The sequence below is a fragment of the Pseudomonas sp. NFX98 genome, from assembly GCF_047784845.1.
Lineage (GTDB): Bacteria > Pseudomonadota > Gammaproteobacteria > Pseudomonadales > Pseudomonadaceae > Aquipseudomonas.
The window spans coordinates 196,948-217,254 of the sequence record NZ_JBLNNF010000002.1; the positions used below are offsets into that span (position 1 = coordinate 196,948).

The 20,307-nt window shown below is 60.0% G+C and carries 18 protein-coding genes; 9 read left to right on the plus strand and 9 right to left on the minus strand.

Going from position 1 to position 20,307, the window contains the following annotated elements; all coding sequences use genetic code 11:
- Positions 1-95: 95 nt before the first annotated feature.
- The 4 genes from ACM110_RS03365 to ACM110_RS03380 are packed head-to-tail and all read right to left on the minus strand — an operon-like array spanning position 96 to position 3,721.
- Positions 96-1,124 carry a nitronate monooxygenase gene (locus ACM110_RS03365; RefSeq protein ID WP_338581219.1) on the minus strand — a complete coding sequence of 343 codons (1,029 nt, stop codon included), beginning with the start codon at positions 1,122-1,124 and terminating at the stop codon, positions 96-98.
- A 3-nt stretch (positions 1,125-1,127) separates the two neighbouring features.
- Positions 1,128-1,682, minus strand: a complete 555-nt coding sequence (locus ACM110_RS03370; protein WP_416126563.1) for a cytochrome b — start codon at positions 1,680-1,682, stop codon at positions 1,128-1,130.
- Between the two features lie 54 nt (positions 1,683-1,736).
- Positions 1,737-3,410, minus strand: coding sequence for a cation acetate symporter (locus tag ACM110_RS03375; RefSeq protein WP_416126564.1), 1,674 nt, complete (start codon positions 3,408-3,410; stop codon positions 1,737-1,739).
- Positions 3,407-3,721, minus strand: coding sequence for a DUF485 domain-containing protein (locus ACM110_RS03380; protein WP_416126565.1), 315 nt, complete (start codon positions 3,719-3,721; stop codon positions 3,407-3,409). Before ACM110_RS03380 ends, ACM110_RS03375 begins: the two co-directional genes overlap by 4 nt.
- Positions 3,722-3,981: 260 nt before the next feature.
- Here ACM110_RS03380 and ACM110_RS03385 point away from each other — a divergent pair, with 260 nt between their 5' ends.
- Positions 3,982-4,869 (plus strand): LysR family transcriptional regulator, encoded by an 888-nt coding sequence (locus tag ACM110_RS03385; protein WP_416126566.1) that lies wholly within the window; start codon positions 3,982-3,984, stop codon positions 4,867-4,869.
- On the opposite strand, the gene ACM110_RS03390 is transcribed toward ACM110_RS03385, so the two are convergent.
- Positions 4,833-6,071 carry an MFS transporter gene (locus ACM110_RS03390; protein WP_416126567.1) on the minus strand — a complete coding sequence of 413 codons (1,239 nt, stop codon included), beginning with the start codon at positions 6,069-6,071 and terminating at the stop codon, positions 4,833-4,835. The two genes, ACM110_RS03385 and ACM110_RS03390, sit on opposite strands and share 37 nt — an antisense overlap.
- A gap of 349 nt (positions 6,072-6,420) precedes the next feature.
- Here ACM110_RS03390 and ACM110_RS03395 point away from each other — a divergent pair, with 349 nt between their 5' ends.
- A complete protein-coding gene (locus ACM110_RS03395) occupies positions 6,421-7,449 on the plus strand; it encodes a D-cysteine desulfhydrase family protein (protein ID WP_416126568.1) in 1,029 nt (342 codons plus the stop codon).
- A 76-nt stretch (positions 7,450-7,525) separates the two neighbouring features.
- On the opposite strand, the gene ACM110_RS03400 is transcribed toward ACM110_RS03395, so the two are convergent.
- Positions 7,526-7,987 (minus strand): hypothetical protein, encoded by a 462-nt coding sequence (locus ACM110_RS03400; RefSeq protein ID WP_338581226.1) that lies wholly within the window; start codon positions 7,985-7,987, stop codon positions 7,526-7,528.
- Positions 7,988-8,333: 346 nt separating this feature from the next.
- Between ACM110_RS03400 and ACM110_RS03405 the strand changes: the two genes are divergently transcribed.
- The gene (locus ACM110_RS03405) at positions 8,334-8,834 is read left to right on the plus strand and encodes a GNAT family N-acetyltransferase (protein WP_416126569.1); all 501 of its coding nucleotides are present in this window, start codon (positions 8,334-8,336) and stop codon (positions 8,832-8,834) included.
- Positions 8,835-8,844: 10 nt separating this feature from the next.
- On the opposite strand, the gene ACM110_RS03410 is transcribed toward ACM110_RS03405, so the two are convergent.
- Complete coding sequence (locus ACM110_RS03410) at positions 8,845-9,540, minus strand: tRNA (adenine(22)-N(1))-methyltransferase (RefSeq protein ID WP_416126570.1); 696 nt, start codon at positions 9,538-9,540, stop codon at positions 8,845-8,847.
- A 197-nt stretch (positions 9,541-9,737) separates the two neighbouring features.
- Between ACM110_RS03410 and ACM110_RS03415 the strand changes: the two genes are divergently transcribed.
- The 4 genes from ACM110_RS03415 to ACM110_RS03430 all read left to right on the plus strand — a co-directional run bounded on the left by ACM110_RS03415 (position 9,738) and on the right by ACM110_RS03430 (position 15,093).
- The gene (locus tag ACM110_RS03415) at positions 9,738-10,931 is read left to right on the plus strand and encodes an ATP-binding protein (protein ID WP_416126571.1); all 1,194 of its coding nucleotides are present in this window, start codon (positions 9,738-9,740) and stop codon (positions 10,929-10,931) included.
- A 186-nt stretch (positions 10,932-11,117) separates the two neighbouring features.
- The gene (locus tag ACM110_RS03420; RefSeq protein ID WP_416126760.1) at positions 11,118-12,416 is read left to right on the plus strand and encodes a sialidase family protein; all 1,299 of its coding nucleotides are present in this window, start codon (positions 11,118-11,120) and stop codon (positions 12,414-12,416) included.
- Positions 12,413-13,024, plus strand: coding sequence for a hypothetical protein (locus ACM110_RS03425; protein WP_416126572.1), 612 nt, complete (start codon positions 12,413-12,415; stop codon positions 13,022-13,024). Before ACM110_RS03420 ends, ACM110_RS03425 begins: the two co-directional genes overlap by 4 nt.
- A gap of 32 nt (positions 13,025-13,056) precedes the next feature.
- On the plus strand, positions 13,057-15,093 hold the full coding sequence (locus ACM110_RS03430; RefSeq protein ID WP_416126573.1) for an LTA synthase family protein: 2,037 nt from the start codon (positions 13,057-13,059) through the stop codon (positions 15,091-15,093).
- Positions 15,094-15,220: 127 nt separating this feature from the next.
- On the opposite strand, the gene ACM110_RS03435 is transcribed toward ACM110_RS03430, so the two are convergent.
- Entirely contained in the window at positions 15,221-15,964 is a 744-nt protein-coding gene (locus ACM110_RS03435; RefSeq protein WP_416126574.1) for an SDR family oxidoreductase, read from the minus strand.
- Between the two features lie 124 nt (positions 15,965-16,088).
- Here ACM110_RS03435 and ACM110_RS03440 point away from each other — a divergent pair, with 124 nt between their 5' ends.
- Entirely contained in the window at positions 16,089-17,033 is a 945-nt protein-coding gene (locus ACM110_RS03440; RefSeq protein WP_416126575.1) for a LysR family transcriptional regulator, read from the plus strand.
- A 124-nt stretch (positions 17,034-17,157) separates the two neighbouring features.
- Positions 17,158-19,284: a TonB-dependent receptor family protein gene (locus ACM110_RS03445; protein ID WP_416126576.1), complete on the plus strand. Its 2,127-nt coding sequence runs from the start codon at positions 17,158-17,160 to the stop codon at positions 19,282-19,284.
- 30 nt (positions 19,285-19,314) lie between these two features.
- Here the strand turns inward: ACM110_RS03445 and ACM110_RS03450 are convergent, their stop codons facing one another.
- Entirely contained in the window at positions 19,315-20,271 is a 957-nt protein-coding gene (locus ACM110_RS03450; RefSeq protein WP_416126577.1) for a threonine dehydratase, read from the minus strand.
- Positions 20,272-20,307: the final 36 nt, after the last annotated feature.

Genomic DNA, 20,307 nt, shown 5'->3' on the forward strand with positions numbered 1-20,307 from the left:
TTTGTGTCGACCGCAATGTTTGTGAACGACATCAACCCTGTGGGAGCGGGCTTGCCCGCGAAGGGGTCGGCCTATTCAACATGGATGCCGGCTCACTACCAGCCGAGCGACCTTCTCTGCTCATTCAAAAACCGCCCGGTCGCGGCATAGTCGGTTACACCAATCTCCGCGACCGACGACCGATCCGGCACATCCAACAAACCACGAGCCAGCTCCGCCACCCGTTCCGCCGCCGGCACAACGCTGTGGATCTTGCCCACACCCTGCCCCGCATACAGCGACAATTTCTCGGCCATTCGCGGCTTGTCGATCGCCCGGGCGCCGCCGCCGATGAAGCGCAGCAGGTTCCATTTATCCCGGTTGGGGATCACCCGGTGCGGCGTGCCGTAGGTCCAGCCGAACGAATAACCGGTGCGGTACTCCGTGTCGTCGGTGGTCGCCTCGACGATTTTTTGTTTGTACAACGGATGGGCGTTGGACTCATCGGTGGCAATGAACGCCGTGCCCACCACCACCCCGGATGCGCCAAGCGACATCAGCGCCCGCACGTCGTCGCCGTGGGTGATGCCACCCGCCGCCAGCACCGGTCGCCCTTCCGAGACGGCAAGGATAGAGGTGAGCAACGGCATGATGCCGATCGTGCCTCGATTGAGATGCCCGCCGCTTTCACTGCCCTGGGCGATGATGATGTCCGCGCCTTGGGCGATGGCGATGTGGGCCAGCTCTACCGACCCCGCTTGCACCATCACGATCAGCCCGGCGTCCTTGGCCCGGGGAATCATGTCGGCGGCATACTTCTCGGCGTAGAACAGCGACAGCAGCTTGGGCTTTTCCTTGAGGATCACCTGAAACTGCGCTTCGAACACATCCGGACCACCGAACTGCGGCACCAGGTTCACGCCGAAGGGCTGGTCGGTCAGAGCGCGGGTTTCCTGTATCCAGCGGCGCAAGGCCAAGGGCGGCAGGCGCAAGCCGCCGATAACGCCCATGCCGCCGGCATTGGCCACGGCGCCCACCAATTGCGGACCGGAAATCGCCGCCATGCCGCCAAGAAAAATCGGGTACTTCACGCCGCAGAGCCGGGTGATGGCGTTGCCGGCAAAATCGAATCTGTCCTGGTTCATGACTCACAGCTCCACATGTTTGCCAAGCATCCGCTTGAGCGTGTTGTTCTTCAGGAGAAAGTGATTTTTGACCGCGCCGAAAATATGCAGCGCGAGCCCGGCGAGAAACGCCGAGGCGCCGATGTTGAACAGCACGTCGACCACATGCTTCAACGCCTCATTGACGGGTAGGATTGCCGGAATCCACAAGCCGCCGGGCAGCTCCACGACTTCGCCGGCAGCAGAGCGTGATGCCCATACCGCAATCGGCAACAGCACCATCGCCAAGGCCAGCGACACCGCCACCGAGCGGCTGATGATCACTTCGATAGGGTTCGGCGTGCCCACCGGTAACGGATGGTAAGAGGTGATCCGCGCCCAGAAACGGTAAGACGAGACGAGGAACAGAATCAGGCCCAGCAGGTTTTGCAGCCTGCCGAGTTCCAGTTGCTGTGCCGCGCTGGAGGCTTGGCCAATCAACAGTTGCAGGCCGAAAATCGCCAGCAGCGCAAACGCCACGACCCAGTGCAGGGCGACGGTGATGGGTGAAAATCTCAGGCCATTGTCTCGAAGTTGCATGGCTGACTCCTTTTGCAGAGTGTGCAAATCAGGAAAGGATTGACCGCGAAGGTCTTAGTGATTGACCGCCTGTGCGGCGCCGAGCCCGGTCTGGGCGCGGATCAACTGATCATCGAAACGCTCGCGCTCAAGCCCTGCCCCATGGCTGCGATCAGTGACCGAGCCCAGCCAGGTGAACAGGAACGCCACGTTCATCGAGATGATCGCCGGGTAGTCATAGGGGAAAATCGCGTCGGCATTGCCCAGCACCTTGACCCACACGGCCGGCGAGAGAATGACCAGCCCGACCGCACTCACCAGCCCGGCGACACCGCCGATCAACGCGCCGCGAGTGGTCAGCCCTTTCCAGTACATCGAGAGCACCAGGATCGGGAAGTTGACCGAGGCCGCCACACCGAATGTCAGCGCCACCAGGAAAGCGATGTTCTGGTCCTTGAACAAGATCCCCAACACCACCGCGACAATACCGATGCCCACCGAAGCGATGCGCGATACGCGGCGTTCGTCCTTGGCCTCGGCCTTGCCCTTTTTGACCACCATCACATACAGGTCGTGAGAGATCGCCGAGGTGCCGGCCATGGTCAGCCCCGACACCACCGCCAGAATCGTCGCGAACGCCACGGCGGAAATGAAGCCCAGCAGCAGATCGCCACCCACGGCTTTGGCCAGGTGCATCACCGGCATGTTGCCGCCGCCGATCAACTTGCCCGCCAGATTGCCGCCCTCGTAGAAGGCCGGGTCTTGCCCGACGATGACAATGGCCGCCAGGCCCAGCACCGCCACGATCAGGTAGAAAAAGCCGATGAAGCCCGTGGCGACGAACACCGATTTGCGCGCCTGCTTGGCATCCGGCACGGTAAAGAAGCGCATGAGGATGTGCGGCAGTCCTGCCGTGCCAAACACCAGTCCAAGCGACAACGAGATCAGCGACAGCGGGTCAGCCACCAGTTTGCTCGGCAGCAGAATCCGCTCGCCATCGCGGTGCGCGGCCACGGCTTTCTCGAACAGCAAGTCGAACGAAAAACCGAACTTGCTCAGCGCCAAAAACGCCAGCAGCGTCCCGCCCACCAGCAGCAACCCGGCCTTGATGATCTGCACCCATGTGGTAGCGACCATGCCGCCGAAAGTGACGTAGACCGCCATCAACAGACCCACGGCAATTACTGCATAGTTGTACGGCAGACCGAACAATAGCTGAATCAACTGCCCTGCCCCGACCATCTGCACCACCAGATAAAAACACACCACCGTCAGCGAGCCGAAGGCCGTCATCGTGCGGATACGGTTTTGATCGAGGCGAAAAGAAGCGATGTCAGAGATGGTAATGCGCCCCAGATTGCGGATGCGCTCGGCGAATAGAAACAGCAGCAATGGCCAGGCGACAAAGAAGCTGATCGAGTACAGCACGCCATCGAAGCCGTTGAAGAAGATCATGCTGGTAACGCCCAGCAATGCCGCCGCCGACATGTAGTCACCGGCCAGTGCCAGACCGTTCTGGAAGCCGCTGATGCCACCGCCGGCCGTATAGAAATCGTCCATGGATTTGGTTTTTGAGGCGGCCCAGTACGTGATGCCAAGTGTCGTCACGACGAAGACCAGGAACATGCTGATGGCAGTAATGTTGATCGGTTGCTTTTCGACGTTCTGGATAACGTCGCCGGCCATGGCGCGAGCGGCGAATACGCACAGCAGCACGGGAAGGATGAGGTTCACAAGGACGCGCTTCATACGATGACCCCCGCGCGGACTTCTGCGGTCAGGTCATCGAACTCGCCATTGGCGCGATGGATGTAGAGCCCGGTAAACAACCAGGCGCCGACAATGAACACGGCGCCTAAAGGCCAACCGATGCTGATGATGCTGGTGGCGGAAAGTTTCGTCGCTAGTAGCTGAGGGGCGAAGGCAGCGACGAGGATGAACGTGAAGTACGGGACAAGGGTTGCAGCGGTAAGACTGGCGACGAATCTTCGCTGCCGTGAGACCAAGTCCTTGTACCGGGGGTGGTTACGGATTCTGGCTGACTCAGATGCATGATTCACGTTGACTCCGTGTAGCAGTGGTTGCGTTATTGTTGTTCCACAGCCTCAGATTCAGACTCGATCCGCCACTGGCTGCGGTATCTGTGCCCCTTCAACCTATGCCCGCCCCTTGATCATGTAAAATGATCATTTATGATTCCATTGATCGTTTTTGGTGAATCAAAAGCGACCGTTTGCTTGTCTTTCCAAGACGCCAGCCCTAATCTTTTCCATGCTTTAGATTCACAGCTGGCTATTACTTTTTGAGATAGGTGAGTTCGATGGATGTTACGGATCTCAAGGTGGTGGACGCGGTGGCGCGCCACGGCAGCATGAACAAGGCCGCCAGCGAGCTGAACACCGTGCAGTCCAACGTGTCGGCGCGGATTCGCTCGTTGGAGGACGAGCTCGGCGTCGCACTGTTCCAACGCAGCGCCAAGGGTGTGCAGGTGACGCCTGCGGGCCGGCGCATCCTGCCCTTCGCCGCCCGGCTTTCGAAACTGCTGCACGATGCTTCCAGCGCCGCCCGCGATGACGGCCATCCCAAAGGCGTGCTGGAAATCGGCACGCTTGAAACCACCCTCGCCCTGCGTCTGCCGCACCTGATCGCCCGGTTTGCCAAGGCTTATCCCGAGGTTCGCCCGGTGGTGCGCACCGGCACCACGTGCAGCCTGATCCAGGGCGTCATCGACTGTAAGCTCGAAGGTGCGTTCGTGGTCGGACCGGTCAATCACCCGGAGCTGCACGCTGAAGTCGCCTTTCGCGAAGAACTGGTGCTGGTCACCTCACCGTCCCTGCAAAAACTGGAAGATGTCGCTGGCATCGACAACCTGAAGACCGTGGTGTTTCGCCTCGGCTGTTCCTATCGCCAGCGTCTGGATACGCTGTTGACCAGCCTCGGCGTACTGGCGCCCGAGCCGCTGGAATTCGGCTCGATCGAGGCGATTATTGCCTGCGTGTCGGCCGGGGTCGGGGTTACGTTGTTGCCCAGAGGCGTGATCGCGAACGCTGCACGCGAGGGATTGGTGACCGTGCACGAACTACCCGCCGAATTGGCGGAAGTGGAGACAGTGTTCGTGCGGCGCATCGACGGCTATCTCTCCAGCGCGCTGGCCACCTTTCTGCACAGCGTTCATCTGGAGGGCGCCGTAGCAGCCGAGACTGCGTAGAAGCGACTTTTAATCCAGCCGTTGATTCCGGCGCACACCACCAGCAGCGCGCCGGTCACCAGGAACACGTGGTGCAATCCGAAATGCGCACCGATCTGGCCACCGATCAGCGGCCCGATCACCTGCCCGGAAAACTGCGCCGATTGCAGATAGCCGAGGATCTTTCCGGTGTTGTGATCCTCGACCGATTGCCGGATCAGCTTGGCAATGGCCGGCAGCAACCCGGCGATGGTCATGCCCATCAGCCCACGCAACACCGCCAGTTGCCACCACTGCGTGACGAAGGCCTGGGGCACCATGACGATGCCGGTCAACACCAAACAACCGATGATCACGTTCCAACTGCCGACCCGATCCGCCAGTGCACCGAGTTTGGCGGCGGTCAGAATGCTGCCCAGCGCCGAGCAAGCCATCACGACGCCGGCGATCCGCGCCTGATCATCAAAGGCCACGCCCAAGTGTCCGATGTAGACGGTGATGATCGGCTCGATCGACATGTTGGCCAGCAGCACCATCATGGCCGTCATCAACAGCGCCCCGATGATCGGCCAGCGAGAACTGACGCCTTCGACCGCGGATTTTTTGTCGCGCCGGGCCCCATCCGTCCCACGATCGAAGTCCTCGCGGATCAGCGCGATGGTGGTAATCGCCGCGACAGCGATCATCGCGCCGCCGACAAAAAAAGTGCCACGGATACCCACCAACTGCGGGAGAAATCCCCCCACCAGCGGCCCGATCAGATTACCGGACAACGCTCCCGTCGACAGCACACCCAATGCCCATCCGGCTTTTTCCCGTGGGACCTGGGAGCCGATCATCACGATCGAAGCCGATGCGTAGCCGCCAATGAGCCCGGCGATCAGGCGCAACACCACCAGATCAGTGACGTCCCGCGCCAGCCCGATCAGCGACATCACGATCGCCATGCCGATAGCCGCGCGAACCAGCATCGGTTTACGCCCGAAACGATCAGCCAACCGGCCCCATAGTGGCGCGGTAATCGCCGTGCCAAAGAACGTCGCACCAAAAGCCACGGCCGACCACTGCACCACATCGACCTGTTCGGTGACACCCAGTTGTTGCACATAGAGCGGCAGGAACGGCAACAGCATGCTCAGGCTCACGAGCGTGGTGAACGAACCGAACACACAAACAGCCAGGTTGCGACGCCAGTAGGAAAGATTGCGATCGGCATAATTCACGTGAACAGGTGCTCCGGCGGACGAATTTGAAGTGATTCGCCGCCGACACTACGCGCGAGCAGATATCTCAAGTAGCGAATTAATCAGGCAAGTGATATCTGTAAAAAAGATATCAAAACTGTGGGAGCGAGCTTGCTCGCGATGAGGCCACAACAGTCACCACCAAGGCGCCTGATACACCGCCATCGCGAGCAAGCTCGCTCCCACAGGGTTTGGGTACATCCGTCGGATCACGTCATTTGATTACACGGTGTATCAACAGTAATTCCCGGATGACCGTATATCTTCACTTTGGGGCTTTTTACAGTGGCCGACGCACTGCGTTCTTTCACTCCACGAGCGAACCTTCATGCCCCACGATTTGAATCATCTTGATGCCGCGCTGGCCGCTTACCCTCGGGTGGCATTGCTCGAAGGCCCGACACCGATCCAGAAACTGTCCCGATTGAGCCGGTTGCCCGAACTCAATGGCTGCAACCTCTACGTCAAACGCGATGACCTGACCGGACTCGGCGGTGGCGGCAACAAGCTGCGTAAACTGGAATTCCTGCTCGGCGAAGCACTGGCCGAAGGCGCCGACACGCTGGTGACCTGGGGCGGCTTTCAGTCCAACCATGCGCGACTGACCGCTGCCGTGGCAGCCCGCCAAGGCCTGGCCTGCGAACTGATTCTGACCCCGTCCGCCGTGCGCACCGATGACGACTTTTGCCACAACGGCAACGTCCTGCTGGACGGCCTGTTTGGCGCGAAGGTTCATCGGCTACCTCGAGGGGTGATGCCGGATGCCTATGCGGCGCAGTTGGTCGAGCAGCTCAAGAGTCTGGGTAAAAAACCCTTTGTCATGCCGTTGGGCGGTTCCAGTCCGCGGGGCAGCCTGGGTTATGCCGCTTGTGCGGCCGAAATCCTGCGCCAGGCAGACACGCTGGGTGTGCAATTCGAGCAAATCATCGTGCCCAATGGCAGCGCCGGGACGCACTCGGGACTGCTGGCGGGTGTCACCTTGGCCGGGGCGACGACGCAGATCCTCGCCTATTCGGTGCTGGCGACCGAGGAGCAGGCCACGTCCACGACTCTGGAAAAAACCCGACAGGTTTTGCAGCTGCTTGATAAGTCCACAACGCTGGCCGACAGCGCGATTCGCGTGGATGGCAGTCAACGCGGCGAGGCCTATGGCGCGCCGACCGAAACGATGCTCGAAGCGGTGCGCCTGCTCGCGTCCCAGGAAGGTTTGCTGACTGATCCGGTCTACGGCGGCAAAGCCTTCGCCGGACTGCTGGCCGCCGCGCGCCGGGGCGATTACCCGGCGGGCAGCAATCTGTTGTTCGTGATGACCGGTGGCCTGCCCGGCCTGTTCGCCTATCGCAGCGCATTCGACTGACAGGTATTTCAGCGGCCATAAAAAAACCTCCCCGGGCGCGAACCCGGGGAGGTTTTTTTACATCGGTATCGAGTGATCAGCCCTGGGCTTTGCTCATTTTGGTGAACAGTTCGGTCGGTACTTTCTTGCCGTTGGAGGTGAACTGGTTGGTGCGGAATTTGTAGACTTCGCCTTCGGAGAGGAAACCGTCGTTGTTGGTGTCCATCGCCTTGAACTCTTCACCGCCCTGTGGGGCCACGGTCAGCAGTTCTTTCAGCGAAACGCGACCGTCGTGGTCGGTGTCGGTACGGGCGAACGAAGCGTCGCCGCACTTGCCTTCACCGCATTTGCCTTCGCCAGCCTTGGTCACTTTGGCGCCGGACTCTTCAGCACCACATTTACCTTCGCCACACTTGCCTTCACCGGTCTTTTCGGCGGCGGCCAGTTGGTAGCCTTGAGGCAGCGCTTCTGCGGCAAAAGCGGTGGAAGCGAGGTTCATGCTGCCGGCCAGTGCAACAGCGATCAGGCCAATACGGGATTTGTTCGACATACGGGACATGGTGATTCTCCGGATTACTGTGTGCGGCCAGGCCGCTAAGGTCATTGCCACTAAGGGCGATAAGCCGTGGTGCGAGGCGCGTTTGCTTTCTCGCTAAGGCAGGGCTATTTGACTGCAGCCGTGTATCCCGGATGTATCCGGTTCGAGGGGCATTTGTAAGCCAATCTCCGTACAGTGGGTTCGGATACACAGCGATACACATGCCCCGGACCTTTGTTTGCACAAGCGGGCTGCGCAGGCTGTCTGCACGAGATGACACCTCAGGAAAATTGACGAGGCACCTGGCGTTTTCTAAGGTGACGTCGCAATCGTCTGCGTTCGGCCTAAAGCACAGGAGGTGTGATCAATGAAGCCATTCAGAGTGCGCGAGCTGAACAGTACGGATACCGAAGCGTTGCTGGCCTTCGAAATTCAGAACCGTGAATGGTTCGAATCCCATATCGATGCGCGCGCCCCTGCCTTTTACACACTGCAGGGTGTCACCGAGCATATTCAAAGTTACTTGTCCGACTTTGCTTGCGGCGCCTGGCATCCGTTTGTCATTGAGGACGCAAGTGGCGAAATCGTCGGTCGAGCCAATTTGAAAAACATTGACGCAGCGAACAGCACTGCAGAAGTAGGCTATCGGATCGATCAGCGCGCTTGCGGGCAGGGTCTGGCGACACTGGCGCTAAATCATCTGATCCAGAAGGCACAGATGCGTTGGGGGCTTACGCAATTGGTTGCTTATGTTTATGAGGCGAATATCGGCTCGAAGAAAGTACTGGGTCGGTGCGGGTTCCTGCTTGAACCGCCACCTACAAGCGCCAAGGCCGGGGACGAACGCCGATTCGTCCTTTCGATCTAGATAATCGGGCTCAAGCCAGCAGCTCAGTAATCCACCGGGCCTGCCGGGCAAGGTCTTGCACCTTGTCCTCGGGTACGGCCTGCCGCGCATGGGCGAAGCTGGCCAGCGTCTTGTGCTTCTGATGCAGCATGCGCCGCCATTTGTCCAGGAACGCCGGGCTGCGGGCCTGCATCTGTAGCGGGCCGAAGTACAGCTCTTCGTCGGTGTACTCCACCGGCCCGGCACGCTCGGCGACGATGATTTCGTAGTCGAAGCGGTTTTCCCGCAGCAGTTCCTCGCAGAGGATGCGGTAGCCATTGTCCATCAGCCATTGGCGCAGTGGCTGCTCGCCGCCGTTGGGTTGCAGGATCAGGCGTTCCTGGCCGCTCAGGCGCGCCTTGCCGCTGTCAAGGATGTCGCGAATCGTCTCGCCGCCCATCCCGCAAATGCTGATCGCGGTAATCTCGTCTGCCGGCTCGATCGCCGCCAGGCCGCTCGCCAGTCGCACGGTGATTTGCTGGTCCAGGCCATTCTCACGCACCGTGCGTTCGGCGGCGCTAAACGGCGTCAATGCCACCTCACCCGCCACCGCCGCCGTAATGGCGCCACGGCGCATCAACGCCACTGGCAGGTAGCCGTGATCCGATCCGATATCGGCCAAGCGCGCACCTGCGGGCACATGCGCCGCCACACGCTCCAGGCGCATGGACAATGTCTGTTCGTTCAACTGCAACCCCTTTTCACCCCGAACGTCCGGCACCATTGGCCGGATCGGGACGCGATTCTGTCGAGCAATGCCGCGTATTACAACTTTATGCGACCGGGGCCATAGTTCTGACCCAATTCGTCATCCAAATCGCGCTGGTTGGCCAGGTTGGCGAATAAGAGATACGCTGGTCTATCTCCTTTCTGAATCGCTATTCCATGACCAACCCAGAGTTTTCAGTAGACGTTGACGCCATCAGTAGCATTGATGCTGTGCCGGTGATCTTGAGCATGGTCAAACATCTCACCGGGATGCGTTTCGCGGCGGTGGCAAGAGTTACGGAAAGGAGTTGGGTGGCATGCGCCGTCGATGATTCCATCGATTTCGGGTTGAAACCCGGTGGTGAGTTGGTGCTTGAGTCGACGATTTGTCATGAGATTCGGCAACACCGACAGCCCGTGATTTTCGGTCACGCCAGCGCTCATCCTGTGTTTTCGTTGCACCATACGCCCAGGACTTATGGACTGGAGAGCTACATCTCCATTCCCATCATCAGGGCCAACGGCGATTTTTTCGGCACCTTGTGCGCCATTGACTCGGTGCCTGCGAACCTGGATGAGCCCGCCATTGCCCAGACCCTCACGCTTTTCGCCCAATTGATCGCGATGAGTCTCGACACTCAGCACCGGTTGGCAGAAACAAAGGCCGAACTGGTCAATGCCAAAGAGCTGGGGCGGCTGCGCGAGCAGTTCATCGCGGTGCTCGGGCACGACCTGCGAACGCCATTGAGCGCAATCCGCATGAGTGCTGATCTGCTGGAAACCAAAACAGCAGACAAGCGATCCCTGAACCTGATTTCGGCCATTCGCAACAGCTCGATCCGCATGGGCGTGCTGATTGAAAATGTTCTCGATTTTGCGCGCGGACGGCTGGGTAGCGGAATACCGATCCAGCGCAAACTGGTCGATGACCTGGAGCGCACCCTGCGCTTGACTGTGGAAGAAGTGCAAGCCTCGCTTCCCCAGGCGAACCTGGTACAGCAACTGAACCTGCCGGCGGGCGTCTATTGCGACGCCCTGCGCATCAGCCAGTTGTTATCCAATCTTCTGGGGAATGCACTTACCCACGGTTCCGATGCGGAGCCGGTCAACGTGCGGGCCTATACCGAGGGTGAAGAGGTGGTTATTTCCGTCACCAATCAGGGTGCGCCTATTCCTGCTCAATTAATCCCGCTGTTGTTTGAGCCTTTTACCCGATCGGAAGCCGGGCAACGCGGTGAAGGCTTGGGACTGGGCCTTTACATCGCCTCCCAGATTACTACCGCCCATAACGGAACGTTGAGTGTCTCCTCGACGCTGGAGGCGGGAACCTGTTTTGTCGCAAGATTCCCGGCTCAATTCCGATGGGCATGAATCAAACAATCAAGTGCATCCCACTGATTGCAATAGTGATTCATCCCGCTGCGAGCCAGTTCATCAACGTCGCGATCAGACCTGCAAACATTTGCTTACAAATAAACCGTTCGCTAAAAATCGGGTTAGCGACTACAAGTGATAGGTTACGCCTCCTGATCGGGCCATGAGATGCCTAGCCTTAAAATGCGCATCAAACTACCCGGTATACCTGCTCTCGGTGCTTATCTGGCACTGTCGTGCCTCTTTGCGGCCGCATGGTTCGCCAATCCTGCCAACACACACTCTTCCTTTGCATTGATGAAGCCTGTGCTGGCCGTGGCCGACCAAGTGGCCAAGCCCATTTATACCAGCCGATTCGCCTCCTCCGGGCTCGTCGACTTCGTGCATTCCTCAGCCGTGACAGCCTTGCCTGATGGTAGCTTGATGACCGCCTGGTTCGCCGGCACGCGTGAAGGCGCCGCCGATGTGCAGGTGCGTTCCGCCCGCTTCGATGCAAAAACCGGCGAATGGGGTGCCGAACAGGTACTGGCGACTCGGGATTCGACCCAACAGGGCACCCAAAAATACATTCGCAAGCTGGGCAATCCGGTAATCGCACTCGCGCCGGACAATCGCCTGTGGCTGTTCTACGTGTCCGTGTCCATGGGTGGCTGGGCCGGGAGTGCGGTGAACGTGATGGTTTCCGACGACTTTGGCGAACATTGGTCCGCTCCACGCCAACTGATCACCTCGCCTTTTCTGAACATCAGCACCCTGGTCCGGTCGGCACCGGTGTTTCATGCCGACGGCTCCATCGGTCTTCCGGTCTACCACGAATTCCTGGGCAAGTTCGCCGAGTACCTGTACTTGAGCGCTGACGGCAATGTGATCGACAAGTACCGCATCAGCCACGGCAAGAACTCATTGCAACCTACCGTGGTTCCGCTGGACGGGCAGCGCGGCATCGCCTTGTTGCGTTATGCGGGCAACACCCACCACCGTGTCCTGGCGACCCGCACTGAAGACGCCGGGCAAACGTGGAGTGAACCGTATCCGCTCGAGCCATGGAATCCGAATTCCTCGCTGGCGGCCGTCGCAACCCCCGAGCATGGCTTGCTGGTAGCGCTCAATGACCTGCAAGAGGGGCGTTTCAAGCTGAGTCTTTATGGCACCGACGCAAAAATGGACGATTGGCGCTCGTTGCGTGACCTGGACAAGTCGCCTGATCCAGAGGGTGACCCGTTCTCGCCCGAGGCCTACAAGGAAATCATCGGCAATGAGTTCCGCGGTTCCAGTGGAGCGCTGCGCCAACCGCTGGCGGCGCAATTTCTGGACAACCTCGATAAGCGCGTCTGCAAAAGCAAAGGCTGCGAGTTTGAATATGAATACCCCTACTTCATTCGTAGTCCAGACGGCATGTATCACTTGGTTTACTCCTGGAATAACACGTTCATCAAGCACGTCAGCTTCAACGAAGCGTGGCTGTCCGAGCGTCTTAAATGATTAACCTCTGGCAAGCCCATGTCAGCTTCGCGATGATCAGCTTCCTGCTGCTGCCGTCTTTTGGTTTGAACAGGAGCTGGCGAATCGCCCTGCTGGCCGCCTTGCTGGCCGCCAGCTTCATACCCGTGGACGGGTTGTCGTTGGCCGTGTATTTGCGCAGCCACATTGACGACCTGGCGATCACGACGCTGATACTCATGGCATGGGGTTGTCTACGGCGGCTGGGCTTCTTGCCGCCGGCGCAGCAGAATAGAACCAGCGTATTGATCCTGTTCGCCGCGTTGGCGCTGGTGTTATACCCGGCAACCCTGGGTCTAAGTGATCTGGACCCTTACCGGTTTGGCTACAGCCCGCGTCCGATGCTGATTTTCTTCGCCCTGCTGACATTGGGTCTGTTTTACCTGCGCAATGGCCTGGCCGTCGTGATGCTGGCCGGCGCGACCCTCGCTTTCATCGCCGGGATCAAACCTTCGCAAAACTATTGGGATTACCTGGTTGATCCGCTACTGGGTCTGTATTGCTGCGCGGCACTTGTGCTGCTTTTCACACGCTGGACGTATGGCTGCCTGAACAATCGACGCGGCTCAGTGCGCAACCGAACGGCTTGAGACTCAACAACACTTTTAACAGGGGAACATGGATGGGTTGGCTGCATTCGAGACGTTTGCACTATTGGCTGGGCGCAACAGCGATTCTGTTTGTGCTGTTTGCCCTGCTACGGGTGGTGTTCTTTTTCGGCTTTTCCGGTTTCGACGCCAAAGCCCTGATCGACCAGGATGCCGTCCTGGAAACCTTGGGCATCGGCTTTCGTTTCGATCTGCGCCTGGCCATCCTGGTGATGCTGCCGCTGGCTCTACTGGCCTCGATTCCTCGCTGGAACCTCGTTGGCAGCCGTCTGCTCCGCCTGATCGCACGCGTATACATTGTGCTGGCCCTGGGTGCCCTGCTGCTGGTCTACATCATCGATTTCGGGCATTACGCGTACCTGGGCGTGAGGATCAACGCCACCGTCCTGCGCTTCATCGACGATGCACAAATATCCCGCGACATGGTCTGGCAAACCTACCCGGTTGTCTGGATTTCCCTGGGGTGGCTGGCAACGGTCGCGTTGGTGACACTGGCGCTGGTGCGTCTGGAACGCGTGACGCTGGACCGCCCCCGCAAGCCGGTTCACCCGCTCTCCGCCACATGGGGTGGTGCGGTAATGCTTGTGGTGGTGTTGCTGGGCATTTTAGGTCGTGTCGAGCACATGAACCTGGAAAACCCTGTGCCGTTGCGCTGGAGCGATGCTTTCTTCTCAGGCAATAACCAGATTGCCGCACTGGGCCTGAACCCGGTGATTTTCCTCTATGACACGGTCAAGGTCGGCCAGTCGCGCTATGACGAAGCGCAGGTGCGCGAACTTTACCCGGTCATGGCCAACTACCTGGGCGTCGACCAGCCCGACCCGCAAACCCTCAACTTCGTGCGCCACCAGGCTCCACAACCCTACAAAGTACCGGGTTCCCGGCCGCCGAACGTGATGTTCGTCATGCTTGAATCGCTGGGCACCAGTGCCGTCGGCGCCTACGGCAACCCGATCAATCCAACGCCCAATCTCGATCGCCTGGCCACGCAGAGCTGGTTCTTCGAACACTTCTATGTGCCGGTGACGGGAACTGCCAAAACCGTCTGGGCCAGCATTACCGGGATCCCTGACGTCACGCGCCAGGAATCGGCAACGCGTAACCCGTTGATCACCAGACAGCACTCCCTGATCAATGCCTTCACCGGTTACGAGAAGATCTACACCATCGGCGGCAACTCCGGCTGGGCCAACATGAATGCCCTGATCCGGCAAAGCATCGACGGCGTTCGCTTGTACGAAGAGCGGGACTGGAAATCCCCGGTGGTGGATGTCTGGGGCATCTCCGATCTGGACCTGTTCAAGGAAACCGATCAGCTCCTGCAAGCGCTGCCCAAGGACAAACCGTTCTTTGCGTATGTGCAGACTGCCGGTAACCATCGCCCTTTCACCATTCCCAAGACCAATGACGGATTCGAGGTCAAGCACCCTACCCTCGAAGAAGTCCAGGCCGCAGGATCGCGCAGTGTCGAGCAATACAACGCCGTGCGCCTGCTGGACTTCAACATCGGACGCCTGATGGAAATCGCCAAGGCTGGCGGCTACTACGACAACACCATTTTCGTGCTGTTTGGAGACCACAATACCCGTATCGCCCAGATCCCTTTCCTGGCCCCTGCCTATGAACAACTGGGCCTGGAAAGCAACGCGGTGCCGATGATCATCCACGCCCCGGGCTTGCTCGGGACGCGCAAGGTCGAGGAAGCGGTTGGCCTGGTGGACTTGCTGCCAACCGTGGCGGGCATGGCCGGTCTTGAGTTCCGCAACGGCGGCATGGGTCGTGATATCCAGCAGCCTGCGCCCGAAGGTGAGCGTGTGGTACCACTGGTATTGCGTGAGGGAACGTTCCCGTTGATTGCTGGCGTGACGCAGCATTACATGGTGCAAATGGAGCACGACGGCAGCTCGCCTTCGCTCCACGACCTGGCCTCGAAGACGCCGCTGGACAACGTGGCAGAGCAAAACCCTGAAGAGTTCAAGCGCCTGGTGGAGTTGACCCGCGCCATGCATGAAACCTCAAGGTTGATGCTGTATCAGAACGTGCGCGAGTAACGACCAGTACCAACGCAGCCGGGGTGATGGAAGGCCACACCTGCGCAGACAAGCCATAAAATCAAAAGGCCCCGGCACTTCGCAGTGTCCGGGGCCTTTGGCGTTGTATTGAACCGGTCAGATTTTTTTAAAACTCCTGAACGGTCGGGCGCAGCACCACTTCGCTGATATCAACTTCAGCGGGCTGTTCGATCGCGTAGGCAATGGCCCGTGCAACAGAGTCCGCAGGGATAGCCTGCTTGTAGAACTCATTCACGTTGTTCGACGACGCTTCGTCCGCGCTGCCGTACTTGAGTTCCGAGTCCACTGCGCCGGGGGAAATCAAGGTCGTGCGGATGTTGCCGCCGACTTCCATGCGCAGACCTTCGGTGATGGCCCGTACCGCGTACTTGGTGCCGCTGTAGACCGTGCCGCCCGGCGCGAACACCTTGATCCCGGCCACCGAGGCGATGTTGATGATGTGCCCGCTGTTTTGCTGCTGCATGTGTGGCAACGCGGCGGCGATGCCGTAGAGCACACCCTTGATGTTGATGTCGATCATCCGGTCCCACTCATCCGTGCGCCCCTGAGCCATGGGTGCAATCGCCATCAGGCCGGAGTTGTTGACCATCACGTCGATACGGCCGAACTGTTCGACCGTGGCCGCGACGAGCGCCTGCACTTGTGCCTGCACCGTGACATCGGTGGCAACGGCCAGCGCTTCACCACCGGCCGCACGAATTTCTTCGGCAATCACCTGCAAACGCTCTTCACGCCGCGCTGCCAATACGACCTTGGCGCCGCGAGCGGCCAGGTGACGGGCGGTGCTTTCACCCAGTCCGCTGCTGGCGCCAGTGATAACCACAACTTTGCCGCTGATGTTGTTGCTCATGTTGATCTCCTTACACCTGGAAAAGAGCAGAACGATTTCTGCATGGCCCGGAGTATGGAAAAAAGCTTTAGTGAAATGAATGGAATAGATAGGATTTCGGAATTCCAGAAAAAGGAACAATCCCATGCTCAATCGCACCGAACTGCTCCGTATATTCTGCTGCGCCGCCGAATCAGGCAGCTTTCGCGAAGCGGCCAACTCCCTGGGCATCTCACCGCAGGCCGTGACCCGCGCGATCAAAGAGCTGGAAGGCATGTTTGGCGAGCCCTTGTTCCATCGCAACACCCGCCAGGTGCAGATCAGCGCGTTCGGTGAGCGCCTGGCGGAACAGGCGCGCCCGGCGTTGAGCGGCATCGAGCAGCTATTCAGCCAACACAGTCGCGCCCGTGATCAGGAAGTGAAAGGTCGGGTGCGGATCACCGTGACGCAGTCAATCGGCCACCGCATGTTGGTGCCGCTGCTGGCTCCGCTGCTGCGTGAACATCCTGAAATCGAACTGGACCTGCGTGTGAACGATGTGATGGTGGACGCCGTCGATGAAAAAATCGACATAGGCATTCGCGTCGGCTTTGTCCGCGACCGCAGCTACATTGCCCGCGTGATCGCGCCCATCGGTTTGCAGGTCGTGGCGACGCCGGAGCTGGTGCAACGCTGCGGTCTCCCCGCCAGTCCACTCGATCTGCAACGCCTGCCGTTATCCGCGCTGGTCGACCGCAATAACGGCCGCATCTGGCCCTGGTACTTTGCCGATGAGCAACAGTTCGTGCCCAGTCAACCCGCCTTTACCTGCGATGATCAGGAAGTCGAGTGCGAAGCTGTCCTCTCGGGCCTGTGCATCTCCCAACTTCCCGACTATCTGATCACCACACACCTTGCCAACGGACGACTGATCGCTCTGCTGCCGCACTGTGCGCCTGTTCCGTTGGAGTTGTTCATTTACCGCCCCCAACGCGGCCCGGTGCCTGCGCGGGTACGGCTGGTGTATGACCACTTGGCCCAATACCTCAAGGATACTTTTGACGAGGCCAATCATGCGCGGACTGCGCGTCAACCGCACGCAGGCCGATGATTTGGATCAATCGCCTTATTACTTGCAGCGTTCGGCAAAAAAAACAAAATTGCGATGTGCTCACTTCGTTCTTCCATACGTCGCAGTGTTCACTGCCCGTTCCTGTACGTCTGGAGAATTCTCAATGCCCTCGCCCAACTCCCTGTCCGCCGCGCTGATGGGTCTGGCCCTTGTCTGTCCGGCCATGACCGAAGCCCAAGGCCTGGAGCTGGGGCAAGTGCTGATCGGCGCCGAGGACCAGAGCGACGAAGACCAGAGAATCGAGGACGCCAAGGCGCGGCTGGCCCAGGTGCCCGGCGGCACCAACGTGGTCGACATGCGCCGCCCGCTGCAGGGTCGCGTGGCCAGCAATCAGGATGTGCTGGCGTATCAGCCTGGGGTTTATGCCCAGTCGGCGGGCAATGAAGGGGTGAAGATTTCGATCCGCGGATCGGGGATCAACCGGGCACCGGGCGCCCATGCTTCGGGGCTGTACGCCATGCTCGACGGCCTGCCTTTGACCGGCCCCGGCGGCACGCCCTATGAATTGCTGGAGCCGCTGTGGCTTGACCACGTGGAAGTGCTGCGCGGCGCCAACGGTTTCGATCGCGGCGCACTGGCCCTGGGCGGCGCCATTGATTACGTCAGCCACACCGGCTACGACGCACCGAAGTTGCAAGTGCGCTACGCGACGGGCAGCCATGGTTATCAGCAGCGCCAGGTCAGCTCCGGGCAGGTGTTGGGCGACTTCGATTACTACCTGTCGACGACCGATTCAAATGCCGATGGCTATCAGGACCACACGGCCAGTGACAGCCAGGGTGTGATCGCCAACTTCGGTTATCGCTTCAACCCGAACCTGGAAACCCGGTTCTACCTGCGCTACCGCCAGACCGACAACGACCTCGCCGGTCGGGTGACCAAACACTCCATCGAGCACGACCCACGCGCGGCCAACCCGGCCTACGTGACGCGGGACGACAGCCGTGAACAACCGGGCAGCACCTTCATCGGCAACAAGACCACTTACTACATCGATGACGATTCAAGCATCCAGACCGGTCTCGTCTACCACGACTACCCGATGGACCTGCGCGAAGGCCCCAACCGCCTGAAAGTGGCGTACACGGATGTCAGCGGCACGTTCGACTACAAACGTCGCGACACCCTGTGGGGGCTGCAAAGCCAAAGCACGGTTGGCCTGCGGGTGACCAAGCACCTGCCCAATGCCGGGGCCAGCGAACTGGTGCGCATCCCCACCGGCAACACTGCCGGCTACGCGCCGGGCACGCACATGCGCAACTTCACCTACCAGGGCTCGGATTCCGTTCTGCATGTGGGCAATGATCTGGAAATCGCCGACGACCTGTGGCTGACCACTGGCCTCGCCGCCATCTATACCCGCCGCGAAAGCGCCGTGACGTATCCGGACGGAGGTGGCAAGACCAGTCTCGGCGACTGGGACTACGCACCGCGTCTGGGCCTGCGCTACCAGCTGACACCCGACCTGCAAATCTTCGGCAACCTCAGTCGCTCGGTCGAGGCGCCGCACCCGTGGTCGCTGATCTACAGCGCCAACCAGCGCTTCCCGGCAGGCAGCGGCCCCGCCACCGGCACCCAGCGAGACCCGATCGAGCTGAAAAACCAGACGGCGACCACTCTGGAAATCGGCGGCCGTGGCGACAGTGCGCTGGGACAATGGAGCCTGGCCTGGTATTACGCCCAAGTGCACAACGAACTGCTCTCGGTGTTGCCGGATGCCAACGCCGTCACCCCCTACGAACTCAACGCCAGCCCCACCGTGCACCAGGGCGTGGAAGCCAGCCTGCAAAGCAACCTGTGGTCGCCGGGCGATGGCGGCCAGTTGAGCCTGCGCCAGAGCTATACCTTCAGTGACTTCCACTACCGCGACGACGACCGCTTCGGCGACAACCGCTTGCCGGGACTGCCGATGCACTACTACCAGGGCGAGTTGCGCTACGACTGGACCCAAGGCTTCTTCGCCGCGCTCAATACGCAGCTGGTGTCCAAGGTGGCCGTGGATTACGCCAACAGCTACTACGCCGATCCCTACGCGATATTCGGCGCCACCCTCGGCTACAACGCGCCCAAGGGTGACTGGCAAACGTGGCTGGACATGCGCAACCTGACCGACAAGCACTACGCCGCCACCGTCACCCCGGGTTACGACGACAAAGGGCTGGACGCGGCACGGTCCACGCCGGGTGAAGGGATGGCGATGTATGTCGGCGTGTCGTGGAGTCTGCTCTGAGGCTTGGGTGGTGACGGCAGCCCCCGTCGCTCACGCAATCACTTTCGCATACACCGACCGGTCAATGTTTCCGCCGGAGAGAATCACCCCCACCTTTTTTCCTGACATTGCTTCGCGCTCCTGCATCAGCGCTGCCAGGGCCGCCGCACCGGCCCCTTCAGCGAGGTTGTGGGTATCGGTGTAATACACGCGCATGGCCTCGGCAATCTGCGCCTCATTGACCGACACGATCCGCGCTGCACCGGCCATGTAGACGGCAAAGGCTTCAGGAATCGGCCGGCGTACGGCAAGGCCGTCCGCGAAGGTATTCGCCGAGGGGGTTTCACAAATGGCGCCTGCCTCGAACGACAGTTTCGCGGCCGCCGCCTCGGTGGAAACCACTCCCACCACCTCGGTTTTCAGGCCCAACGCGTCGCGGGCGGCAATCACCGCGCAAATCCCCGATCCACAGCCAATCGGCACATAGACAGTGTCCAGGTCCGGTGCCGCGCTGAACAGTTCCAGTGCGTAGGTCGCCACGCCTTTGACCAGTTCCGTATGAAACGGCGGAACCAGATAAAGCCCATGCGCTTGCGCCAGGCGTGCGGCCTCTTCGCGGGCCTCATCAAAATCACGGCCGAACTCCACCACTTCGCCGCCGAAGCCGCGCATGGCATTGTTCTTTTCCAGCGAGTTGCCTTTCGGAACGACAATCAGCGCCTGCAAGCCCACCGCGCTCGCCGCCAGCGCCAGGCTCTGCCCATGGTTGCCGCGCGTGGCGGTGACAATGCCCTTCACCTCGGGTTGTTCGCGTTTGAGCCAGTGCATGAAGGTAATGCCGCCGCGCACCTTGAATGCGCCGGTCGGTGTGTGGTTTTCATGCTTGACCCACACCGTGCAACCCAACCGCTCAGCCAACAAGGGCCAACGGTATTGGGCGGTGGCAGGCATCACCTGATAAACCTTGCGGGCCGCCTGTTCGATATCGTCGCGAGTCAGTCTGTGCATGAGTGGTCTCCCTGGGATTTTGCCCAGTGTAGGCAC

Coding starts and splice junctions, on each gene's coding strand:
- ACM110_RS03365 (WP_338581219.1), bottom strand. CDS start 1,124: ATGAACCAGGACAGATTCGATTTTGCCGGCAACGCCATCACCCGGCTC.
- ACM110_RS03370 (WP_416126563.1), bottom strand. CDS start 1,682: ATGCAACTTCGAGACAATGGCCTGAGATTTTCACCCATCACCGTCGCC.
- ACM110_RS03375 (WP_416126564.1), bottom strand. CDS start 3,410: ATGAAGCGCGTCCTTGTGAACCTCATCCTTCCCGTGCTGCTGTGCGTA.
- ACM110_RS03385 (WP_416126566.1), top strand. CDS start 3,982: ATGGATGTTACGGATCTCAAGGTGGTGGACGCGGTGGCGCGCCACGGC.
- ACM110_RS03395 (WP_416126568.1), top strand. CDS start 6,421: ATGCCCCACGATTTGAATCATCTTGATGCCGCGCTGGCCGCTTACCCT.
- ACM110_RS03400 (WP_338581226.1), bottom strand. CDS start 7,987: ATGTCCCGTATGTCGAACAAATCCCGTATTGGCCTGATCGCTGTTGCA.
- ACM110_RS03405 (WP_416126569.1), top strand. CDS start 8,334: ATGAAGCCATTCAGAGTGCGCGAGCTGAACAGTACGGATACCGAAGCG.
- ACM110_RS03415 (WP_416126571.1), top strand. CDS start 9,738: ATGACCAACCCAGAGTTTTCAGTAGACGTTGACGCCATCAGTAGCATT.
- ACM110_RS03420 (WP_416126760.1), top strand. CDS start 11,118: ATGCGCATCAAACTACCCGGTATACCTGCTCTCGGTGCTTATCTGGCA.
- ACM110_RS03425 (WP_416126572.1), top strand. CDS start 12,413: ATGATTAACCTCTGGCAAGCCCATGTCAGCTTCGCGATGATCAGCTTC.
- ACM110_RS03430 (WP_416126573.1), top strand. CDS start 13,057: ATGGGTTGGCTGCATTCGAGACGTTTGCACTATTGGCTGGGCGCAACA.
- ACM110_RS03435 (WP_416126574.1), bottom strand. CDS start 15,964: ATGAGCAACAACATCAGCGGCAAAGTTGTGGTTATCACTGGCGCCAGC.
- ACM110_RS03440 (WP_416126575.1), top strand. CDS start 16,089: ATGCTCAATCGCACCGAACTGCTCCGTATATTCTGCTGCGCCGCCGAA.
- ACM110_RS03445 (WP_416126576.1), top strand. CDS start 17,158: ATGCCCTCGCCCAACTCCCTGTCCGCCGCGCTGATGGGTCTGGCCCTT.
- ACM110_RS03450 (WP_416126577.1), bottom strand. CDS start 20,271: ATGCACAGACTGACTCGCGACGATATCGAACAGGCGGCCCGCAAGGTT.